Source organism: Flavobacterium sp. N2038, from assembly GCF_025947185.1.
Taxonomy (GTDB): Bacteria; Bacteroidota; Bacteroidia; order Flavobacteriales; family Flavobacteriaceae; genus Flavobacterium.
Genome location: NZ_CP110001.1, coordinates 2,674,314 through 2,695,078, shown reverse-complemented (window position 1 = coordinate 2,695,078; position 20,765 = coordinate 2,674,314). Strand labels below are relative to the sequence as shown.

Here is a 20,765-nt window from a genome sequence, read left to right as displayed (position 1 = left end):
CCTGATCGAAGCGGCATCCTTTTTCTGGCTCCTTTAGGTAGGAAAAGATAGAGAGGAGAGCAGGAAATAGCTTCTTAAGATACTAATTCTTTAAATTCCAAAATCCAATTAAGATACGCTTCGACTTCGCTCAGCGTGACAACTTGAAACTTGAAACAAAGAAAACTTGAAACAAAAAAAGATAAAAAAAAGTCCCACATTACTGTGGAACTTTCTATTTTAAAGAAGTATCTATTAATTTTTAATAAATTTCATACCTGAACTTCCTTTATCTGATTTTACTTTTATAAAATAATTCCCTGTTTTAAGCCTTGAAACATCAATATTAGAAATCGATTTTGCATTTGGAACTGCTATTACCAATTGTCCCAAAACATCATAAATTGCAATTGATTGTATTTCTGTATCTTGTTTAGCATCAACATTTAGAATATCACTTGCAGGATTTGGATACAAAGTGAAATAATTTGAAAACACAAAATCAGAAGTTTCTAATGATGCATCAAACTTTGAAGTCGCTTTATTGGTTAAAATTGGAAAATTGTAATCAAAGTAAATATTAGCATCATTAGTAAAAGTATCACCTACTTTTAAGGTTGGTTTTGTTTTAATCTTGAAAGCAATATAACCATCATTATTAGCATTATTAAAAGGAAGATTTATATTTTCGAAAATAAACTCGACTTTATTTACTTCAGAGATTTTAGCAACAAATGCATGACTTGAACTTGTTGGAATTAAAGTCGAGATATCAAATTTAGACAAATCAATAAGATCTTTTACAACGATGTTTTGTGCAGCATAGGTTCCCGTATTCTCAAAACGAATCATATAATGCACATATTCACCTATTAAACCAGATTTAATAACTGAACCTTCTAAGCATGTTTTGTCGTTTGGATCATAAGAACCTACAACTGTTTGATTTAAAGTAAAGGTATTATCTAAAGCTGTATCATCTGCTAAAGCAGAAGTTATATTTGCTTTAAATGATAAAATATCTCCATTATTTACTGCAGGAATTGCTGTTGGAGCATTTACTTTAATTGTCAAATTAATTTCTTTAGATTCAAATGGTTTTAGATTAATAAAACTCCATGATAAATTATTTATTACCTGAGTTGTTGCAACTGGATTTGCAGTAACCAAATCTAAAACTGCATCATCAAAAGCTAAATTTACAGTACCCGATTGAGTTATATTTCCTTTATTTTTATAAATAATTTTATAGGAAGAATCAAATCCGGGTCTAGCCGCGATAATTGGCAAAATTGAAACTTCTAAATCAGGATGGGTGCCATTTGATGTTATGCAAAAATTCTGTACAACCGGACTTGCCTGTGTTGGAAAAGTAACATCCAACTGAGCTGGTGAAACATTAAAATAAGAAGGATTCTCTAAAACCGGGGTTACAGTATGGCTACCAGCTGGTAAAGCAATTGAATAATTTCCATTTGCTGCAGCTATTAAACTTCCGTTATTTGTTCCGTCAAATAAATTAAACTTCAAATTTGGAAAATTGTAATCCGAAGCATCACAACCGTTATTAGTTTCATCAAACTTATTAACTCCCTGAATAGTAAAGTAATCTGAGCCTGGTGCAAAGGAACAGTATGAATTTACATTACAATTGGTATAACCATAATTATTAACTAATTGCTTTACCTCTTCTGTTTGGCTTTCATCTACACAGACATACTTCAGGTCAGGATTCTTTGCAAAATTTAAATATCCTTTTTCATTACTCCCATTTTTAATAAATAATGATGTCAGCTGATTTTGAGAGCAGATTAAGTTTTCAATATTCTTTGATTCACTTAAATCTAATGTCTTTATCTGAGTATTAACACATTCAAAAGTTAATAATTTTGTTAATCCACTTAGATTTAAGGACGATAATTGATTATTACTACATCTCAATTCCTGAAGATTAACTAAACCGTTTAAATTTAATTCAGACAATTGATTTATACTACAATTTAGATTCTCAAGATTTACCAATCCGCTTAAGTTTAAAGAGGGAATATGATTGGTATCACAATACAATTCTTTAAGATTAACTAGGCCGTTTACATTCAGTTCTAGTAACTCATTAGAATAACAAAGCAAACTTTCAAGATTTATCAGATTACTTACATTTATTCGAAGTAATTTATTATTGAAACAAGTTAAACTTTTAAGTCCGCTTGCCCCATTTACATTCAGCGTACTTAGTAAATTACCCTGACAACTTAAACTTGTTAGATTTAATAAATTCCCTACATCTAATGTTGTCAATTGATTACCATAACATTCAATATTCTTAAGGCTTGTAAGCCCTTCGAGATTTAATGATGTTAATTTATTATTTGGACACCAAAGTGTGGTAAGTTTTGTAGCACCGCTAATACTTAATGAGGTAAGATTTTTATTAGCAACACATTGAAGATACTGTAAGTTTGGAGATCCATCTAGTACTAATGTAGTAAGATTTGAATTTTCAATATTAAAATAAGTAGTGCTTTGAATAAAAGAATAGTTCAGGTAAGTAAGTTTTTTAAGCACATTAAAATCAATTCCATTAAGGATTGGATTGTTGCTGCAATTTAAATACTCAAGATTGGTGAAATTTTCCAACCCTTGCAAAGAACTAATGTTTGAATTACTAATATCTAAAAATTTTAAATTTAATGCTTCAGCAGCTTCAATTTGAAAATTTGAATTTGTATCAACATTCAATGATATCAACTTCATTTTAAGATTAATATCTACAATATTAATAATTTGTGCATTCAAACTATTGAAAAAGTATAAAGTAAGAACTAAAAAGTAGAGTTTCTTCATATATAAAGTTTTTATTACAAAAATAGCTTTTTAAGATAATAACACAACTTTTTTTGTTAAAACTTCTTAAAATCCAAACTAATGAGCAAAAAAAAGCCCCACATTACTGTGGGACTTTCTATTTTAAAGAAGTATCTATTAATTTTTAATAAATTTCACACTTGAACTTCCTTTATCTGATTTTACTTTTATAAAATAATTCCCTGCTCTAAGCCTTGAAACATCAATAGTTGAAACTGATTTTGCATTTGGAATCGCAATAACCAATTGCCCTAAAATGTCATAAATTGCCAATGATTGTATTTCTATATCTTGTTTCACAGCAACATTTAGAATATCACTTACAGGATTTGGATACAGAGCCAAATAATTTGAAAACGCAAAATCTGATAATCCTAATGTTTCTTCAAATTTAGAAGTCGCTTTATTGGTTAAAATTGGAAAATTATAATCGAAATAAATATTAGCCTCGTTTGTAAACGTATCCCCAACTATTAATGTTGGTTTAGTTTTAATTTTAAAAGCTATATAACCGTCATTATTTGCATCATCAAAAGGAAGATTAATCTTTTCGAAAATAAATTCAACTTTATTTTCCTCCGAAATTTTAGCAACAAAAGGATGACTGGAACTTGTTGGAACTAAAGTAGAAATATCAAATTTAGATAAATCAATCATGTCTTTTACAACAATGTTTTGTGCAGTATAGGTTCCTGTATTCTCAAAGCGGATCATATAATGAACATACTCACCTATTAATCTGGATGTAATCACTGAACCTTCTAAGCAGGTTTTATCATTTGGATCGTATGATCCTACAACGGTTTGATTAAAAGAAAATGTATTGTCTAATGGTGTAGCATCAATATTCTCAGATTTTATAGCTACGTTAAATTTTAGAATATCGCCAATGTTAACGGCAGGAGTTTCTGTTGGAGCATTAACATTAAAAATCGCTATAATTTCTTTAGTTTCAAATGGCTTTAGATTAGTGAAATTCCACGAAGCATTATTTATTTTTTCACCAGAAACTTTTGGATTTGCTGAAATCAAATCTAAAACACTATCATCAAAACCTAGATTAACAACTCCCGAAAGTGTTGTGTTTCCTTTGTTTTTATAAACAATTTTATACTTTGCATCAAAACCTGGTCTGGCCGGTACCACAGGTATAATTACTACTTCCAGATCTGATTTCGGATTTAATATATTTAAACAAAAGTCTAAATTATATGGACTTGCAGATTCCGGAAAACTAATATCAAAGTTCTCAGGAACCGTTTTAAAATAAGATGAATCCTCTAAAATTGGTGTAACTTTATATGATCCTAATGGCAAATATGTAGAATATAATCCCTTTTGATCTGCTATGCTGTAAGTAATAAGTTTTCCGTTTAAATCAGTAACTTTCAAAAACATATTACTCCAAACTGGATCAGATATATCGCAACCATTGTCATTCCAATCAAATTTCCCGTTCCCCTGAATAGTGTAATATATCCCACCGGGAGTAAAAGAACAATAACTATTTACAGTACATTTAGTATTTTGAAATTCTGCAAGTGAATTTTGAATTTCGGTTGTTTGACCATCATCAGCACAGATATATAATAAATTTGGATTACCATCAAAAGCCAGATAAGGCTCGTTTTGACCATTTTTTACATTTAAGTATGTCAATTGATTATAATAGCAACTTAAATTTTGAAGGTTAATTAAATTACTAACGTCCAATGTTTTAAGATAATTATTATAACATGCTAATGTAACTACTTTAGTCAACTTATCAAATTCAATCGAAGAAATGTAATTGTGATCACAACTAATATATTCTAAATTTTGTAAATTATTAAGTTTTAAAGAGCTAAGACTATTATAGCCGCATAATAATTCTTTAAGATTTACTAATCCACTTAAATCTAACGAACCGATAGTATTATTACTAACATACAATGTTTTAAGCTTTGTAAGATTTCCTATTTTTAAAGCATAAACAGTATTATCCTGACAAGCAAAAGATTCAAGATTTACTAAATTAGATATATCTAATTTAGAAATTTTATTTGAACCACATCCTAAATTAACTAAATTAGTTAGTCCTGCTAAATTTAAAACAGTGAGAGAATTAAAACTACAGGTTACATCTTGAAGTTCTGACAAGCCTGTTAAATTTAATGCAGTTAGTAAATTTACTGCACAACTAAACATTTTTAAGCCTTTTAAACTTGAAATATCCAATGTCTGCAATTTATTGGCTCTACAGTTAAGATTTTCCAAACCGGTCAATCCATTTACATTTAAATTCGAAATATAATTATAACCGCAATCTAACTTGGTAAGTTTCTTTAAATTGGTTACATCTAAAGATACTAATAAATTGCTTTGGCAATCCAGATAAGTAAGATTACTAAAATCATTGATTCCGTTAAGACTGGCTGTTCGCGTATTATTAATTTTTAGATAACTAACTGCTAAGGCTTCAGAAGTTTGTATTTCCCCATCATTATTCGCATCAATTTTAAACCATTTATCATTTAAATCTTTAGCAATTTGATTTGAGGGACTTGAAGATAGTAGCTTTGCTTTAAAAATCGCATCAGGAATGCTAACAACCTGTGCATTCAGGCAATAAAAACATAAAAATAAAATTAGAAAGTAGAGTTTTTTCATATGTGGTATTTTCATACAAAAATAACTTTTTAAGATAATAACACAACTTTATTTGTTAAAACTTCTTAAACCAAAAAGTAAAGCACAAAAAAAAGTCCCACATGCTGTGGGACTTTCTATTTAGAGGAAACTAAGAATTATTTTTTCTCAGTTTTTTCCATTTTAGCTTTTAATGCAGCTAATACATCATTGTTATCTCCTAAAGTTGCAGCTGGTGCATTAGTAGTAGAGTTTGATGAAGTATTTTCAGTTGCAGCTTTCACGTTTTTCTCTTCTTCTTCACGGAAGATAGCAGTGTGAGAAGCAACTACTCTTTTGAATTCTTTGTTGAATTCGATTACTTTGAAATCAGCAGTATCACCTTTTTTCAATTTCTTTCCGTCTTCTTTTTCAAGGTGACGAGTAGGAATGAAAGCAACGATATCATCTCCGAATTCTACAGTAGCTCCTTTGTCAACGATTTCAGAAATCTCACCATTGTGGATAGTTCCTACAGCGAAAGAATCTTCGTATTGATCCCAAGGATTAGCAGTAGTTTGTTTGTGACCTAAAGATAATTTACGTCCTTCAACATCTAATTCTAATACAACTACATCAAGTTTTTCACCAACATTTACAAATTCAGATGGGTGTTTGATTTTCTTAGTCCAAGAAAGGTCAGAAATGTAGATTAATCCATCAATTCCTTCTTCTAATTCCACGAAAATACCAAAGTTTGTAAAGTTTCTAACGATACCTGTATGTTTAGAACCTACTGGGTATTTAGAAGTAATGTCAGTCCATGGATCTTGAGTCAATTGTTTTATACCTAATGACATTTTACGGTCATCTCTATCTAAAGTTAAGATAACAGCTTCAACAACATCTCCAACTTTTACGAAATCCTGAGCAGAACGTAAGTGAGTTGACCATGACATTTCAGAAACGTGGATTAAACCTTCAACACCTTCAGCAACTTCGATAAATGCACCGTAATCAGCGATTACAACTACTTTACCTTTTACTTTATCACCAATAGTTAAATTAGCATCTAAAGCATCCCATGGGTGAGCGTTTAATTGTTTCAATCCTAATTGAATTCTTGTTTTCTCATCATCGAAATCAAGGATTACAACGTTTAATTTTTGGTCTAATTCAAGAACTTCACTTGGGTGGTTGATTCTACTCCAAGAAAGGTCAGTAATGTGAATTAATCCGTCAACACCACCTAAGTCAATGAACACACCATAAGAAGTAATGTTTTTAACAACACCTTCTAATACTTGTCCTTTTTGTAATTGACCGATGATTTCTTTTTTCTGTACTTCAATATCAGCCTCGATAAGCGCTTTGTGAGATACAACAACGTTTTTGAATTCGTGGTTAATTTTTACCACTTTGAATTCCATCATTTTGTTTACATATACATCGTAGTCTCTAATTGGCTTAACGTCAATTTGAGATCCTGGTAAGAACGCCTCGATACCGAATACGTCAACGATCATACCTCCTTTAGTTCTACATTTAACAAAACCGTTAACGATTTCTCCAGTTTCATTAGCTGCAATAACTCTATCCCAAGATTTGATAGTACGTGCTTTTCTGTGAGATAATACTAATTGACCTGTTTTATCCTCACGGATGTCGATTAATACTTCTACTTTGTCACCTACTTTTAAGTTTGGGTTGTAACGGAATTCATTTAAAGAAATAACACCTTCAGATTTAGCATTGATATCAACGATAACGTCTCTATCTGTAATTCTAACAACAACTCCTTCAACTACTTCTTCTTGATCTGTAGCGATGAAAGTTTTAGATACTAGTTCTTCAAACTCTTGTAAGTTTTTCTCATCAACTGCATCGATTCCTTCTTGGAAGTTATGCCAGTTAAAATTTGCTAAAAACTCTTCTTGTGATTTTAATTGTTCAGACATGCTGATAAAAAATTTGTATTCTGTTTTTCTTGAGTTTCTTAATGCGATAGAAAATACAGAAGTTGTTTTACATAAATGGTTGATACCTAAAGGAAACTCTTCTCTGCCAAAAGGTTTGCAAAATTACCACAAATATTTGTACTTACAAAATAAATCAGGATGATTATCAGCAAACCGGACAGGTTTTAAAAACCTGTCCAGTTAATTACGACACAGGCCATTGTCAAAGTTCTAAACTTTGAGAAACTTATACAACAGAACTCAATAAAAGATTTGCATATCTCTTTGCTCGTTCTTTAATTTCATCTTCTGTAAAACCATCTACAGCAGATGTTCCGTGAAAAAACATCGGATCAAGAAAAGTCATTTGAGCAAAATAAGCAGTTTGTTCAATATTTTTAAAGAATTCTGTGGTTCTGAAATTATGTTTTCCAAAAGGTTTGTACTCTTTCTCCAGCGAACCCACCGTAACACTTGTTAAAAGCTTTTTACCTTTTAACTTATCCCCTTTTGACCCATAAGCAAACTGATGCTCAAAAACCACATCAAACCAATGCTTTAAAATCGCCGGCATATTATACCAATATAAAGGATACTGCAGAATGACAGTTTCATGTCGCAATAACGCCTTTTGTTCTTCTTCAGCATTGATATTAAAATCAGGATATAATTCGCCTAAGTTTCTAATCTCAATTTCTGAATTGTTTTTCTGGATTTCTTTAATAATTGCCTTATTTGCAATTGATTTCCCTAACTGTGGATGTCCTAAAATTAATAATGCCATATTTTAAATTTTTATACTATCATTTTTATAGTTACAAAATTATTTATAGTTTTACAATTCCGCAATAACTATCCAATTGGATAGGTTAAAGTCAATATTTATGAAAACAGAATGCCAACCCGATTTAATTAAGCTTGAAGGAAGAACGTATCCATGCACAGTAAGTTTAGTAATGGATTTAATGGGAGGGAAATGGAAAGCCGTAATCTTGTATCACTTAAAAAACAATTCAAAAAGATACAACGAACTTCGTAAAGAGATGCCCACGGTCACAGAACGAACTTTAAGTCTGCAACTCAAACAACTTGAAGAAGACGGTCTTGTTTTTAGGAAAGTCGAAGGAAAAAAACCTCCAATTAAAGTAACGTATGGCTTAACCGAATTTGGAAAATCTTTTAGCACTGTTTTAGATTCTATCACAGAATTAGGAAATTCGATTGCAGCCGAAAAAGGAGAGTTTATCAAAAACTAATCCTTTATGTACTCCAGAACATAATATAATCTAAACACTTTTGTAATAGTTATGAAGCTTGAAGATGTAAAACAAAAAAGAAACCTTTCATAAAAATGGACAGGTTATTAATGCTGTTTATTGGCTTTTAAAAAAGTACAATCTCAAAAACAAAAACTTAAAAAGGTTTGAATTTAGAGAAAAAGCAAAACCTGACTTTATATTAATGACCACTGAAGGCAACTTTGGCGAATCTCAAATTATCCGCATTCCTGAAAACACTTTTGAATTTCCGCTGGAATTGATGCTTATTCTTATCGTACACGAAATGGTTCATGTTAATCAGAAAACGATAAAACCGTATGTTTTAGACAAAAACGAAAGAGAATGGCAGGCTTATTATGAAATGAACTTTAATAACCTTTTTCCACAGGTTCCTGAAATTTCAAATTTTCATAAAAAATTCTTCGCCAATAAAGGCTTAGAATATTACACCCGAATGGGCGAAGGATCTGAACTTCAACAAAGATACGCCCAGCAAAAAAAACAAGTTGATGATTTGATTGCATCCTTAAAATAACTCTTATTTCTTTAAATCAAGTTCAAACAGTTTCGGATTATCAAATTTAGCTTCATCCAATTGAAAATCCTTATCATAAAACTTCCAGGGCGAATTTGCAAAAAAGTACAATTTATCGTGAACTAAAGCTGCTAAAGCCGGTTCATTAAATTCTTTTCTGTTATTATCCAAGATCGCAAAATCAATTATTTTAGTTTCGTTTTGGTCCAATCTAAAGCGTACAATCCTAATTGGCACTACTCCATTTTGAATTGCTATTAATGAGTTTTTATAAAAAACCAATCCGTCAATTCCCTTTTTTGAAGTTTCTTTTGGAAATTCCAGCCAAGACTCTTTTTTACTATTAAAATCGATCACCAAAATTCCTTTTAAATAATCGGCTATAAACAATTTTGATTCCTCTCTATTAAATGCTATTCCTTGCAGATTGAAAGCTTCTTTTCGTAAATCTTTCCAAAGCTCTAAACCATCTTTTTCTATTCTATAAATTTTCGGTTCAGCGCTATCCGAAATATAAACCTCATTATTCTTTGTCACAGCAAGATCGCCAAAAACATGATTACCATCGATAGAATATCGTTTGACTATTTTTTTAGAAGCAATTTCAATTTTCAAAATTTCACTTTTCCCTTCTAATTCTTTCTTAAAGCCTTTCATTTCCGGAATTGCAGAACAAGCTGCCCAAAGGTATTTCTCATTATAATCTGTCTTTAAAGCAAATACAGAATAGGAACCATCCACAAACCAATCTGAACATTTACCAGAAGCATCAAAAGAAACAATCTTTTTATTTCTAATACCAGAAGCCAGCCAAAGCTTTTGTTTTTCTAAATAAACTAATCCTTCGGGATGCAAATCTTTTTCGGAAAGCCTCACTTTTTCAACAGAGCTTTCTCTTGTTTTTAATTGTAAAACTTTTAGTTGCGATAACTCTTTAAAAGCTTCATCATTCTTAATCGATTCAAAATCAGAATCATCTTCAAAAGCTATTGTATTATTAGCGAGAACAATATTTTTCAAAACTCCTAAAGCTTCTTGTTTTTTCCCATTTAAGGAATAAGCCGAAGCCAAATTATAAGTAAACGTAGGATGCATTGGACGAATGCTATCCAATTGCTTTGCTAATTTCAAAAACAAAACATAGTCTTTACTCTTATAAGCTTCCAAACTTTGATTGTACAAAACTTTTGTCTGAGCAAAACCCGAAATCCCAAGTAAAAGCAATAGAAATAGTTTAATTTTCAGCATCGTTTTGGTTTTAAGAATCATGAATAAAGTTATTGCTTTTTATCTTAACAGAAGATCTTAAAAAAAGAAACCCGGCAGATTTTAAAAATCTGTCGGGTTTACTATGTGAATTTCTCTATATCTTAATGATTCAACCCTTCTAATTCCCTAGGATCATGTTTATGTTTAAACAAAACTGCAAACGCAATCGCAATAACCAATGCATAAGCTGCAAAAGACAACCAGATAGTATGCCAGTCTTTCATTAAAACCGGATTTGCAAAAACACCATCAACAGAAATAGAATTACCCTGACTTTTTACAAATTCAGCAATTTTAGCATTGGAAGCATCTGTTTGCAAAAATCCAGCTAATTCTGTCGAAGTATTGAACGATTTTGTAAAGAAACGATCAATTGCCCAACCAGAAGTCAAACTCCCTAAAACAGCTCCTACTCCATTTGTCATCATCATAAATAATCCTTGTGCAGAAGAACGAATTTTAGAATCTGTATTACTTTCTACAAATAAAGAACCTGAGATATTAAAGAAGTCAAATGCCATTCCGTAAACAATACAAGACAAAATAATCATCCATAAACCTCCAACAGGATCTCCGAAAGCAAATAATCCGAAACGCAATACCCAGGCCAACATACTAATAAGCATAACTTGTTTGATCCCGAAACGTCTTAAGAAAAATGGAATTGCCAAAATAAATAAAGTTTCAGAAACCTGAGAAATCGACATAATAATAGTCGAATATTTAATCACAAACGAATCTGCGTATTTTGGAAAGTGTTTAAACTCATCCAAAAAAACATCTCCGTAAGCATTTGTTAGCTGAAGTGCTCCTCCTAAAAACATAGAAAAAACAAAAAACAAAGCCATTTTATAATTGGCAAACAATTTAAAAGACTCTAAACCAAAAGTCTCAATCCATGTCGCATTTTCTTTAATCAAACGTTGCGGCTCACATTTTGGCAATGTAAAAGCATAAACTCCTAAAATCAAGGCACCGACTCCGGCAATATAAAATTGGTATTCAGTAGCTTTACTTCCACTTAAGTTTGTAATCCACATCGCAACAATAAAACCAATAGTTCCCCAAACACGAATAGGCGGAAAATCTTTTACAATATTCTTATTATTAAGTTTTAATGAAGTATAAGAAATAGAATTACTTAAAGCAATTGTTGGCATATAACAACACATTGCTAAAAGCATTACAATAATAAAAGTGTCCGGAGTAGTTACTTGCGCGATTCCAAATAAGACAACTGCATAAAGTATATGAAGTGCACCGTATAATTTTTCGGCATTAATCCATCTGTCAGCAATAATACCAGTAAGTGTTGGCATAAAAAGAGAAGCGATTCCCATGGTTCCAAATACCAAACCGAATTGTGTACCTTCCCAGTTCTTTGTACCAAACCAATAATTTCCAATTGTAATAAGCCACGCTCCCCATACAAAAAATTGAAGAAAGCTCATTATAATCAATCTGTTTTTAATCCCCATATAATAAATTTGTCTTTAGAATAAAATGAAGCGGTAAAACTACCATTTAAAATAATATCTGCAAAAAATTAAACTGTTTTAACAACATCATTTATTAATTCTAAAACAGCAGCAAACTGCTCTTCTTTATTTAAGTAAGAATTATCTATCTCTATAGCGTCGTCTGCAATCACTAAAGGAGAATCTTCACGATGTGTATCCATATGATCACGGTCTACCACATTCTTTAAAACTTCTTCGTAAGTAACGTTATCACCTTTTTGTTGTAATTCATCAAAACGTCTTTGTGCACGTGTCTCGGCACTTGCAGTCATGAATATTTTAAGTTCCGCATCTGGAAAAACAACAGTCCCTATATCTCTTCCATCCATTACGATCCCTTTGTTTTTGCCCATTTCCTGCTGTTGTTCAACTAATTTTGCTCGAACCTCAGAAACAGCAGCAACTTTGCTTACAAAATTAGAAACTTCAATTGTTCTGATTTGCTTTTCAATATTTTCACCATTTAAAAACATTTCTGCAAAACCTAAATCAGCATTGAATTTAAACTCCAATTGAATTTTCGGCAAAGTATCAATTAAAACATTTTTATCAAAAAAATCAGCCCCAATAATATTGTTCTGCATAGCAAAATATGCAACTGCACGATACATTGCTCCAGTATCTACATATACATATTCCAGTTCTTTTGCTAATTGTTTTGCTAAGGTACTTTTACCTGTAGATGAAAATCCATCGATAGCGATAGTAATTTTTTTCAATTTTATTTTTTTAAGTTTTTATATCTTATTTAAAACATTCAAAGTTTAGTCGCAAAATATTTAATTTCCAGACCATAATTATTTACACTTAGAATTACAACATTTTCACCGAAACATAACGTAATTAAAGGTGTTGCAAATGTAACTATCTTTCTGCTTAAATAGAAAATTTATAACGATTATGAAATCAAAATCTAAAAATCAGTTTTGGACAAAAAAAAACTTCTTATTATCGAAAACTATTATTTTCCCGACAACAAAAAGTTTTATATCTCTTAAAATTATTTTTACTGATGCTTTTTTTTAGTAGTAAATATCCATTAAGATATTCGACTTAGAACTATCAATTATCTTTTGAATTCTTTTAAAAAACTCCTCATTTACCATTGGACAACCATGGCTGTTACTGATATAATAATTCTGTTCTTCCAGCGGAACTGCAGAATAAGCATGTAATACAATAGCGCGTTCTAAAGCTTTATTATTTGTTTCTTCTAAACCAGCTAATCTGTAAGCTTTTCCAAAAATTCCTTTATATGTTTTTCCAACTGCATATTTGCCAAGTGAAGTGCAATTTGAATTAGGTAAATTACTAAACTTAAGCATGCCTTTAATTCCAGTTTCAGAACCTGAGCCATGAGCAACCAGCCCCTGATCTATCACTTCGTTTTTTTCTAAATCATAAACAAAAAAACGATTTTTACCAGACGGAACTTTCATATCAACCAAAAATGCAATTTTAGAATTGTATTTATGATCAATACTAATCATTTTTTTTATATCTACTATTCTGGTATTAATTCTTTCCAATTCAACCTCGGTGATAGTAGATTCTTCTTCGCAGATGTAGTGTTTAAATCCCGTAAAAACGCCTACAGTCATGAATAAAAATAGAGTAAATATTTTCATGTTACTACTGAAAATTTAAAATTAAACCAAAAAGACTTGTATTCGCCGCCAATGTATACCTAGAATATGAATAATTAAACTTTAATTTATTCATTCTTAAACCAAACCCTAAAGAAACACCTGAAAAATTGCGTTGTTCATTAATACGTAATTCTTCACCTCTTCTAAAATTATATCCTAAACGCAAATTAAATGCTTTTTTGGGGAAAAGTTCCATGCCAAAAACAACATGTCGCAAAGCATTATTTACAAATGAAACTTTTTCATCACTTGTTGACCCATCAATATTGGTTTCTCCACGAACGGGGTTCGAAAAAGAAATATTCCATTGTTGTAAATTTTCTAGCGAAAGATGCCAACGTAATGGTACATGTTCTAATTCTTGTGAAACACCAGCAATGATTTCAAAGGGCAAATTCTCCTGTATTCCTGAATATGTTGTAAACTGAGTCCCAATATTACGAAATACTAAGGCCAAATTTACATCATTTTTTTCAATTACGTACAAAAACCCTAAATCAATTGCACCTCCAATAGAATTATAACTTTCTAACGATGAAGTTATTAACTTAACATTAGTACCGATATGAAAATCTGTATAAGGAACATTATATGCGTAACCCAATGTTAATGCGCCTTCACTTCCTCTAAAATCCGAAGTTGCCTGCCCATTTTCGTCATAACCTTCAAAGCTTCCGTAATTTACATAACTTACTCCGGCATAAAAAGTCTGAACGTGTCTGTCATACGTATAAGCATACGACGCAGTTCCATAAGAGGCTTCACCGTAATAGCTTCCATAATTCATTGCCAGATGATTGTCCATATCTTCATTTAAAACTGCAGGATTAAACATTACCTGATTAACATCTTCATCATATATTGTAATTGTTTTTCCTCCTAATGCTGCTTGTCTAGGTGACGAAGTCAGATTAAGAAATTGATAGGTGTACCGCCCTCCAATTTGCCCGAATGAAATCGAATAAATTAGCAACATAAAAAATAAAACAAACCGTTTTAACATGTTTTTGGAACGTTCCTATGTGGGAATAACGCAAATACAAATATAAAATTATATAATTGAAAAAATAATTTTTATAATTACCTCAAAATCAACAACTATACCACATTTTTTATTATAAATTCAATACTAAGACTATAAAAAAAATCCAAATTCCAATCAGAAACAATTGGAATTTGGATTTTAAATATTAAAATTTACAATTAAAAATTATTTTAACTGTTTAGCGTTTTTTACATTTTGATCTGTTAGAGCCAATGCCAGAACTTCACTCATTTCTTTCACATAATGAAAAGTAAGTCCTTCTAGGTATTCAGCTTTAATTTCATCAATATCACTTTTATTCTCGTGACATAAAATAATTTCTTTAATACCAGCTCTTTTAGCAGCCAGGATTTTCTCTTTAATCCCTCCTACTGGTAATACTTTTCCACGAAGTGTAATTTCTCCAGTCATCGCAAGACTTTTCTTTACTTTCTTTTGAGTTAACAAAGAAACAAGAGAAGTAAGCATTGCAATACCGGCACTTGGTCCGTCTTTTGGAGTTGCTCCCTCCGGAACGTGCAGGTGAATGTTATATTTTTGGAAAAGTTCAATTGCAAGACCTAACTTTTTGGCATTTGCCTTAATATATTCTAAAGCAATTGTAGCAGATTCTTTCATGACATTTCCAAGATTTCCTGTAATAGTCAATGATCCCTTTCCTTCAGAAATAAGCGATTCTATAAACAGAATATCTCCACCAACACTTGTCCAGGCCAAACCTGTAACAACTCCGGCAACATCATTGTTTTCATATTTATCACGTTCTAATCTCGGAACTCCTAAAACTTTTATAATATCTTCGTCTGTAACTTTTTTATTATACTCCTCTTCCATTGCTACAGATTTTGCCGCATTACGAATTACCTGAGCAATTTTAGTCTCTAAATTACGAACACCAGATTCACGTGTATAACCTTCAACAATTTTTTCTAATTGTTTTTTACCAATTGTCAAATCTTTTGAAGTTAATCCGTGTGCTTCTAATTGTTTTGGAAATAAATGTCTTTTTGCAATTTCAACTTTTTCTTCAATTGTATAACCTGACATTTTAATCACTTCCATTCTGTCACGCAATGCTGGCTGAATTGCTGCCATATTATTGGATGTAGCAATAAACATTACTTTAGATAAATCATATCCCATTTCAAGGAAATTATCATAAAAAGCATTGTTTTGTTCCGGATCCAAAACTTCTAATAAAGCAGAAGATGGATCACCGCTGTTTCCGTTCGAAAGTTTATCAATTTCATCTAAAATAAAAACAGGATTTGAAGTTCCGGCTTTTTTCAAGCTTTGAATAATCCTTCCTGGCATTGCACCAATATAGGTTTTTCTATGTCCGCGAATTTCTGCTTCATCACGTAAACCCCCTAACGAAATACGCACATACTCACGTCCTAAAGCTTCGGCTACAGAACGGCCAATAGAGGTTTTACCAACTCCCGGAGGCCCTGTTAAACATATAATTGGCGATTTCATATCATTTCGCAATTTCAAAACTGCCAAATGCTCAATCATTCTTTTCTTAACTTCATCAAGTCCAAAATGATCTTTATCTAATATTTTCTGAGCATGCTTTAAATCGAATTTATCTTTAGAATATTCACCCCAAGGCAATTCCAAAAACAATTCTAAGTAATTGCGCTGAATTCCGAAATCAGGTGATTGTGGGTTCATACGACGCATTTTAGACAATTCTTTTTCGAAATGTTTCTGCGTTTTTTCGTCCCATTTTTTGGTTTTCGCTTTCTGCCCCATTTCATCCATTTCTTCTTCCTGCGAAACGCCTCCCAATTCTTCCTGAATGGTTTTCATTTGCTGATGAAGAAAATATTCACGTTGCTGCTGATCCAGATCAAAACGAACTTTTGACTGAATATCGTTCTTCAATTCTAATTTTTGAAGTTCTACGTTCATATAACGCAAAGTCTCCAGAGCGCGTTCTTTTAATCCATTTATCGATAAAAGCCCTTGTTTTTCTTTTACAGATAAATTCATGTTTGAAGAAACGAAATTGATCAAAAATGATTGACTTTCGATATTTTTAATCGCAAATGTCGCTTCTGATGGAATATTTGGGCTTTCTTTAATGATTTGAATAGCCAGTTCTTTAACAGAATCTAAAATAGCAGTAAATTCCGTATCATCTTCTGTTGGGCGTTCTTCTGCAACTTCTTTAATTGTTGCCGTAATATAAGGCTCTTCTGAAACCACTTCATCGATTTCAAAACGTTTTTTTCCTTGTAAAATAACAGTAACATTTCCGTCTGGCATTTTTAAAACACGAAGAATTCGGGCTACTGTACCAATTTTATGAATATCATCTTTAGATGGATCTTCGTCTTCTTCATTAATTTGAGAAACTACACCAATAATTTTTCCACCGGCATTAGCATCATTTATCAATTTAATAGACTTGTCTCTTCCAGCAGAAATTGGAATAACAACTCCCGGAAACAAAACAGTATTACGTAAAGGTAAAATTGGTAACGAAAGAGGTAACTCCTCATTATTCATTTCTTCTTCGTCTTCTGGTGTTAATAACGGAATTAATTCTGCTTCGGAATCAAATTCCTGAAGTGACAGATTGTCAATAGTAAGTATTTTATGATTTGACATAATAATATATAAGTCGTTTTGTCATTAAAAGTTTAATCCTATATGTAAATAGCCTTCTAAAAGGCACAGATTTGAATCAACACTGTAATTACAACATAGGCCGTAAAAATAGACAATCATTATGCCAAATCCAAAAGCATCAGTTTTGAAATTTTAAATTACATGTTATTTATACACAAATAACATAAAGTCATAAAAAAAACCGAAAGCTACTTCGGTTTTTAAATCTTTAAAAAAAATATGATTAGTTAACTTTATAAGAAACTAAATCTGAAGTGGTATTATTGAAAATAAATTTGACAACCCCTATATCTTTCGCGATCCAATATTCTGCATCAGTAGAAGTAGCAGTTTCACCTTCCACAGTGGCTTCCTGATGCAGCTTAAACTTAATAATATCTTTATAAGTAACATTTTTAATTGTTTCAGTAGCACCTTTAGCCAAAATAGTTCCTGTATATTTCACTATTAATTTTATAACAGGTATGCCAGGATAATCAAATGAAGTTTGCTGAGTATATGTTCCCGTCCATGTTTTATTTACTTCCAGATTATCTTTAAAGAAAATAAACTCATATCCGGTTGTTTTACCAGAAATTCCGTTAGCACTATATACGATATCATCAATTTTAATAAAATACTCTCCATTAAGTTTTTTGATAGATGCTTTTGCACTGCCATCTCCACCATTACTGGTACTTACAAACTGATCGAATTTAAAATACGTATCTCCGTTTACTTTTTCGGAACCAATAATTTTCATAGTCGATTTTGTACCGTTCTGATCTAAGACCCATTGATTGCCCACGGCCGTTGGCCAATAATCAACTAGAGGATTTGCTGAATCATCATTGTTCCCAGAATCACTTGAACAGGAAGTAAACAAAGAGGTTGACACAAATAATGTCATTAATGCAATGCATTTAATTTTTTTCATGGTATTTGATTTGTTTTTGATTACCTCAAAAATAATAAAATTAAGATTTCGATTTAATATTTTATTAACAAAGTAATTCTTAAAAACAAACAACAGCAAATATCTAACAATCAATAATTTAAAATCAAATCACTTAAATATTCTAAAAATCTACATTAAAAATATCTTTAAACTAAAAATGCAATTTTGAAAAAAAATAAAATTAATTTTATAAAAAGTGTAACATATCAAAAAATATAAGGTCATTATAATAAACCAGCAACTATTACTTGAGTATAACTAACCAAAATATCGAAGAATTAATCGCGCTTTGTAAAGAGAATAATCAAAAAGCCCAATTTGAAATTTACAATCGTTACAGTAAAGCCATGTATAATGTGGCGTATCGTATTGTAAAAGACGAACATTTTGCACAAGACGTCATGCAGGAAGGCTTTTTAAAGGCATTTACAAAAATAAACGATTATAAACAGGAAGTCGCCTTTGGGGCATGGCTAAAGAGAATAATTATCAATTATAGTATTGATTTTTATAAAAAGAATAATGCCTTTCAGGTTGATGATCTGAGTAAGTCACTTTACAAAATTGAAGAGAATGATCATTTGTACTCTGAAAACATTGATTTAAATACACTTAAAGTGAAACAGGTTTTAGATACCATTTTAGGCCTAAAAGATAATTATCGCATGGTACTGACACTTTTTTACATTGAGGGTTATGATCAGGAAGAGATAAGTGAAATTTTGAATATTAGTTATGCAAACTGCCGCACTATGTTAAGCAGAGCAAAAGAAAGTTTGCGAAAAAAATTAGAGGAGATATGAAATCGCCACTTAAAAAAAGTTTGTGTACACAAACACCAATAAATAAAAAGGCGATACCATATATCACCTCTAAAAAATAAAATTAGGATATATGAAAACGGAAAAAGACAATTTAGATCAGTTATTTAACAAATTTGAAAATCAATGGGATATTCAGGAAATGCATACTGATCATCAGGCAGATTTTTTAAAGAAATTAAACGCAAAACAACCAAAGAAAAAGAAATACTGGTTTGTAACCGCTATTGCGGCTTCTATCGTCTTAATGTTAGGAATATCTGTTTTTTACAAAAATGAAAAACCAAAAGAATTCAAATTTGCCTCTAAAGAAACGCAGCGTACAGATTCTATTTTTAACATCCTTATCGATAATGAACTCGTTAAACTAAAAGAGAAAAGCTCTCCTGAAAATGAGCAAATTATTAATGATGCATTAAAACAAATGAAAGTTTTTGATGCTGATTACCAGAAAATCATTACCGAATTGCAAAAGAACGGCGAAAACAAACAAATTATTTATGCCATGATCAGCAATCTGCAAACAAGGATATCATTTTTGCAGACTGTTTTGAAAAGAATTGAAGAAAACGAAAATTTAAAAAATACAGCAAATGAAGAAACAATGTAAAATACTAATCCTGTTCATCCTGATTCCTTTTTTAGGATTCTCTAATGATGACACTTTTATTTCAAAACAAAAAACAATCAAAAAAACCTACATCGTAAACGCAGATGCAGGAATTGATATTGACAACAAATATGGTAACATTACAGTGTCTACGTGGGATGAAGACAAAATAGATCTTGACATTCTTATAAAAGTTACCGGAGGAAATGAAAACTGGGTTAATGAAAGATTAAACAGTATTGATGTTGATATTACTGCACTGAAATCTATGGTAACTGCAATTACAAAAACAGGAAACTCCAGCACAAAGAGTAAAGGCAGCAGTAATAGTTTTGAAATTAACTATGTGATAAAAATTCCGAAAAACGGAACCGCAAAACTGGTAAACAAATATGGAAATATTTCTGTTATCAATTTAGAAGGATCAAGTAATATTGAATGTAAATATGGTAAAGTTTCTATTGGAAAACTAAATAATTCAAACAACAAAATTCAGATTCAATACTGTCAAAATTCTACTATTGATTATATCAAAAACGGACTTATTGAAGCACAATATTCCGGCTTAAAAATAAATGATGCAGGAAATTTGAATCTCGATACCAATTACACAGATATAGTAGTTTCTGATGGTCAAAATATCAAATATGACTGTAATTATGGAAATTTTAAGTTCAATAAAATAAACTCAATTTCTGGTTCAGGAAACTATCTTACAGTTGGGATTACCGAGCTTTCTAATAGTGCAAATATTGACACCAATTACAGTAAAATTAATGTCTCAACTATTACCAGCAAAGCAAATGACATAAATATAAATTCCGGCTATTCTGATGTTTCGCTCGGTTACGATTCAAATTATGCATTTGATTTTGATATTAACACTAAATATGGTGGAATAAAAAGTGATAATTCTTTGGAGGTATTAGTCAATGAAACCAAAAATACCAGTAAAAGAATAAGTGGTTATAATAAAAAGAAAGGTCAAAATAAATTAATTATCAATTCAAATTACGGAAGCGTAACATTAATCAAAAAACAATAATCTTA

Annotated in this window: 16 protein-coding genes; 5 read left to right on the top strand and 11 right to left on the bottom strand. The window is 31.0% G+C overall.

The features are described 5' to 3' along the window. Positions 1 to 234: 234 nt before the first annotated feature. The 4 genes from OLM51_RS12005 to OLM51_RS11990 form a co-directional block, all read right to left on the bottom strand. A complete protein-coding gene (locus tag OLM51_RS12005; RefSeq protein ID WP_264550853.1) occupies positions 235 to 2,823 on the bottom strand; it encodes a T9SS type A sorting domain-containing protein in 2,589 nt (862 codons plus the stop codon). A gap of 138 nt (positions 2,824 to 2,961) precedes the next feature. Beyond that, entirely contained in the window at positions 2,962 to 5,508 is a 2,547-nt protein-coding gene (locus OLM51_RS12000) for a T9SS type A sorting domain-containing protein (protein WP_264550852.1), read from the bottom strand. A gap of 122 nt (positions 5,509 to 5,630) precedes the next feature. After that, entirely contained in the window at positions 5,631 to 7,409 is a 1,779-nt protein-coding gene (rpsA, locus tag OLM51_RS11995; protein ID WP_068840655.1) for a 30S ribosomal protein S1, read from the bottom strand. A gap of 247 nt (positions 7,410 to 7,656) precedes the next feature. After that, positions 7,657 to 8,193 (bottom strand): NAD(P)H-dependent oxidoreductase, encoded by a 537-nt coding sequence (locus OLM51_RS11990; RefSeq protein WP_264550851.1) that lies wholly within the window; start codon positions 8,191 to 8,193, stop codon positions 7,657 to 7,659. 100 nt (positions 8,194 to 8,293) lie between these two features. On the opposite strand from OLM51_RS11990, the gene OLM51_RS11985 reads away from it, so the two are divergent. After that, complete coding sequence (locus OLM51_RS11985; RefSeq protein ID WP_264550850.1) at positions 8,294 to 8,665, top strand: winged helix-turn-helix transcriptional regulator; 372 nt, start codon at positions 8,294 to 8,296, stop codon at positions 8,663 to 8,665. Between the two features lie 205 nt (positions 8,666 to 8,870). Further along, positions 8,871 to 9,224, top strand: a complete 354-nt coding sequence (locus OLM51_RS11980; protein WP_319799957.1) for a hypothetical protein — start codon at positions 8,871 to 8,873, stop codon at positions 9,222 to 9,224. A gap of 3 nt (positions 9,225 to 9,227) precedes the next feature. Here OLM51_RS11980 and OLM51_RS11975 read toward each other — a convergent pair whose 3' ends face one another. The 7 genes from OLM51_RS11975 to OLM51_RS11945 form a co-directional block, all read right to left on the bottom strand. Then, positions 9,228 to 10,472, bottom strand: coding sequence for a TPR end-of-group domain-containing protein (locus tag OLM51_RS11975; protein ID WP_264550849.1), 1,245 nt, complete (start codon positions 10,470 to 10,472; stop codon positions 9,228 to 9,230). A gap of 122 nt (positions 10,473 to 10,594) precedes the next feature. Then, entirely contained in the window at positions 10,595 to 11,971 is a 1,377-nt protein-coding gene (locus OLM51_RS11970; protein ID WP_264550848.1) for a nucleoside permease, read from the bottom strand. A 68-nt stretch (positions 11,972 to 12,039) separates the two neighbouring features. Then, complete coding sequence (cmk, locus tag OLM51_RS11965) at positions 12,040 to 12,732, bottom strand: (d)CMP kinase (protein ID WP_264550847.1); 693 nt, start codon at positions 12,730 to 12,732, stop codon at positions 12,040 to 12,042. A gap of 303 nt (positions 12,733 to 13,035) precedes the next feature. After that, on the bottom strand, positions 13,036 to 13,641 hold the full coding sequence (locus OLM51_RS11960) for a murein L,D-transpeptidase catalytic domain family protein (protein WP_264550846.1): 606 nt from the start codon (positions 13,639 to 13,641) through the stop codon (positions 13,036 to 13,038). A gap of 4 nt (positions 13,642 to 13,645) precedes the next feature. Next, positions 13,646 to 14,665, bottom strand: a complete 1,020-nt coding sequence (porQ, locus tag OLM51_RS11955; RefSeq protein WP_264550845.1) for a type IX secretion system protein PorQ — start codon at positions 14,663 to 14,665, stop codon at positions 13,646 to 13,648. A 207-nt stretch (positions 14,666 to 14,872) separates the two neighbouring features. Beyond that, a complete protein-coding gene (gene lon / locus OLM51_RS11950; RefSeq protein ID WP_264550844.1) occupies positions 14,873 to 17,326 on the bottom strand; it encodes an endopeptidase La in 2,454 nt (817 codons plus the stop codon). A gap of 244 nt (positions 17,327 to 17,570) precedes the next feature. Then, positions 17,571 to 18,263: a hypothetical protein gene (locus OLM51_RS11945; protein WP_264550843.1), complete on the bottom strand. Its 693-nt coding sequence runs from the start codon at positions 18,261 to 18,263 to the stop codon at positions 17,571 to 17,573. A 269-nt stretch (positions 18,264 to 18,532) separates the two neighbouring features. On the opposite strand from OLM51_RS11945, the gene OLM51_RS11940 reads away from it, so the two are divergent. From OLM51_RS11940 to OLM51_RS11930, 3 genes are all read left to right on the top strand, one after another. Continuing rightward, entirely contained in the window at positions 18,533 to 19,087 is a 555-nt protein-coding gene (locus OLM51_RS11940) for an RNA polymerase sigma factor (protein WP_264550842.1), read from the top strand. Positions 19,088 to 19,178: 91 nt separating this feature from the next. After that, positions 19,179 to 19,715, top strand: coding sequence for an anti-sigma factor (locus OLM51_RS11935; protein ID WP_264550841.1), 537 nt, complete (start codon positions 19,179 to 19,181; stop codon positions 19,713 to 19,715). Then, the gene (locus OLM51_RS11930; protein ID WP_264550840.1) at positions 19,699 to 20,760 is read left to right on the top strand and encodes a hypothetical protein; all 1,062 of its coding nucleotides are present in this window, start codon (positions 19,699 to 19,701) and stop codon (positions 20,758 to 20,760) included. The genes OLM51_RS11935 and OLM51_RS11930 overlap by 17 nt, the downstream gene beginning before the upstream one ends. Positions 20,761 to 20,765: the final 5 nt, after the last annotated feature.

Excerpts from the sequence above, each read along its gene's own strand:
- porQ (WP_264550845.1), bottom strand. The coding sequence starts at position 14,665 with ATGTTAAAACGGTTTGTTTTATTTTTTATGTTGCTAATTTATTCGATT.
- OLM51_RS11980 (WP_319799957.1), top strand. The coding sequence starts at position 8,871 with ATGACCACTGAAGGCAACTTTGGCGAATCTCAAATTATCCGCATTCCT.
- OLM51_RS12005 (WP_264550853.1), bottom strand. The coding sequence starts at position 2,823 with ATGAAGAAACTCTACTTTTTAGTTCTTACTTTATACTTTTTCAATAGT.
- lon (WP_264550844.1), bottom strand. The coding sequence starts at position 17,326 with ATGTCAAATCATAAAATACTTACTATTGACAATCTGTCACTTCAGGAA.
- OLM51_RS11960 (WP_264550846.1), bottom strand. The coding sequence starts at position 13,641 with ATGAAAATATTTACTCTATTTTTATTCATGACTGTAGGCGTTTTTACG.
- OLM51_RS11990 (WP_264550851.1), bottom strand. The coding sequence starts at position 8,193 with ATGGCATTATTAATTTTAGGACATCCACAGTTAGGGAAATCAATTGCA.
- rpsA (WP_068840655.1), bottom strand. The coding sequence starts at position 7,409 with ATGTCTGAACAATTAAAATCACAAGAAGAGTTTTTAGCAAATTTTAAC.
- OLM51_RS11935 (WP_264550841.1), top strand. The coding sequence starts at position 19,179 with ATGAAAACGGAAAAAGACAATTTAGATCAGTTATTTAACAAATTTGAA.
- OLM51_RS11985 (WP_264550850.1), top strand. The coding sequence starts at position 8,294 with ATGAAAACAGAATGCCAACCCGATTTAATTAAGCTTGAAGGAAGAACG.
- OLM51_RS11945 (WP_264550843.1), bottom strand. The coding sequence starts at position 18,263 with ATGAAAAAAATTAAATGCATTGCATTAATGACATTATTTGTGTCAACC.
- OLM51_RS11930 (WP_264550840.1), top strand. The coding sequence starts at position 19,699 with ATGAAGAAACAATGTAAAATACTAATCCTGTTCATCCTGATTCCTTTT.
- OLM51_RS11975 (WP_264550849.1), bottom strand. The coding sequence starts at position 10,472 with ATGCTGAAAATTAAACTATTTCTATTGCTTTTACTTGGGATTTCGGGT.
- OLM51_RS11970 (WP_264550848.1), bottom strand. The coding sequence starts at position 11,971 with ATGGGGATTAAAAACAGATTGATTATAATGAGCTTTCTTCAATTTTTT.
- OLM51_RS12000 (WP_264550852.1), bottom strand. The coding sequence starts at position 5,508 with ATGAAAATACCACATATGAAAAAACTCTACTTTCTAATTTTATTTTTA.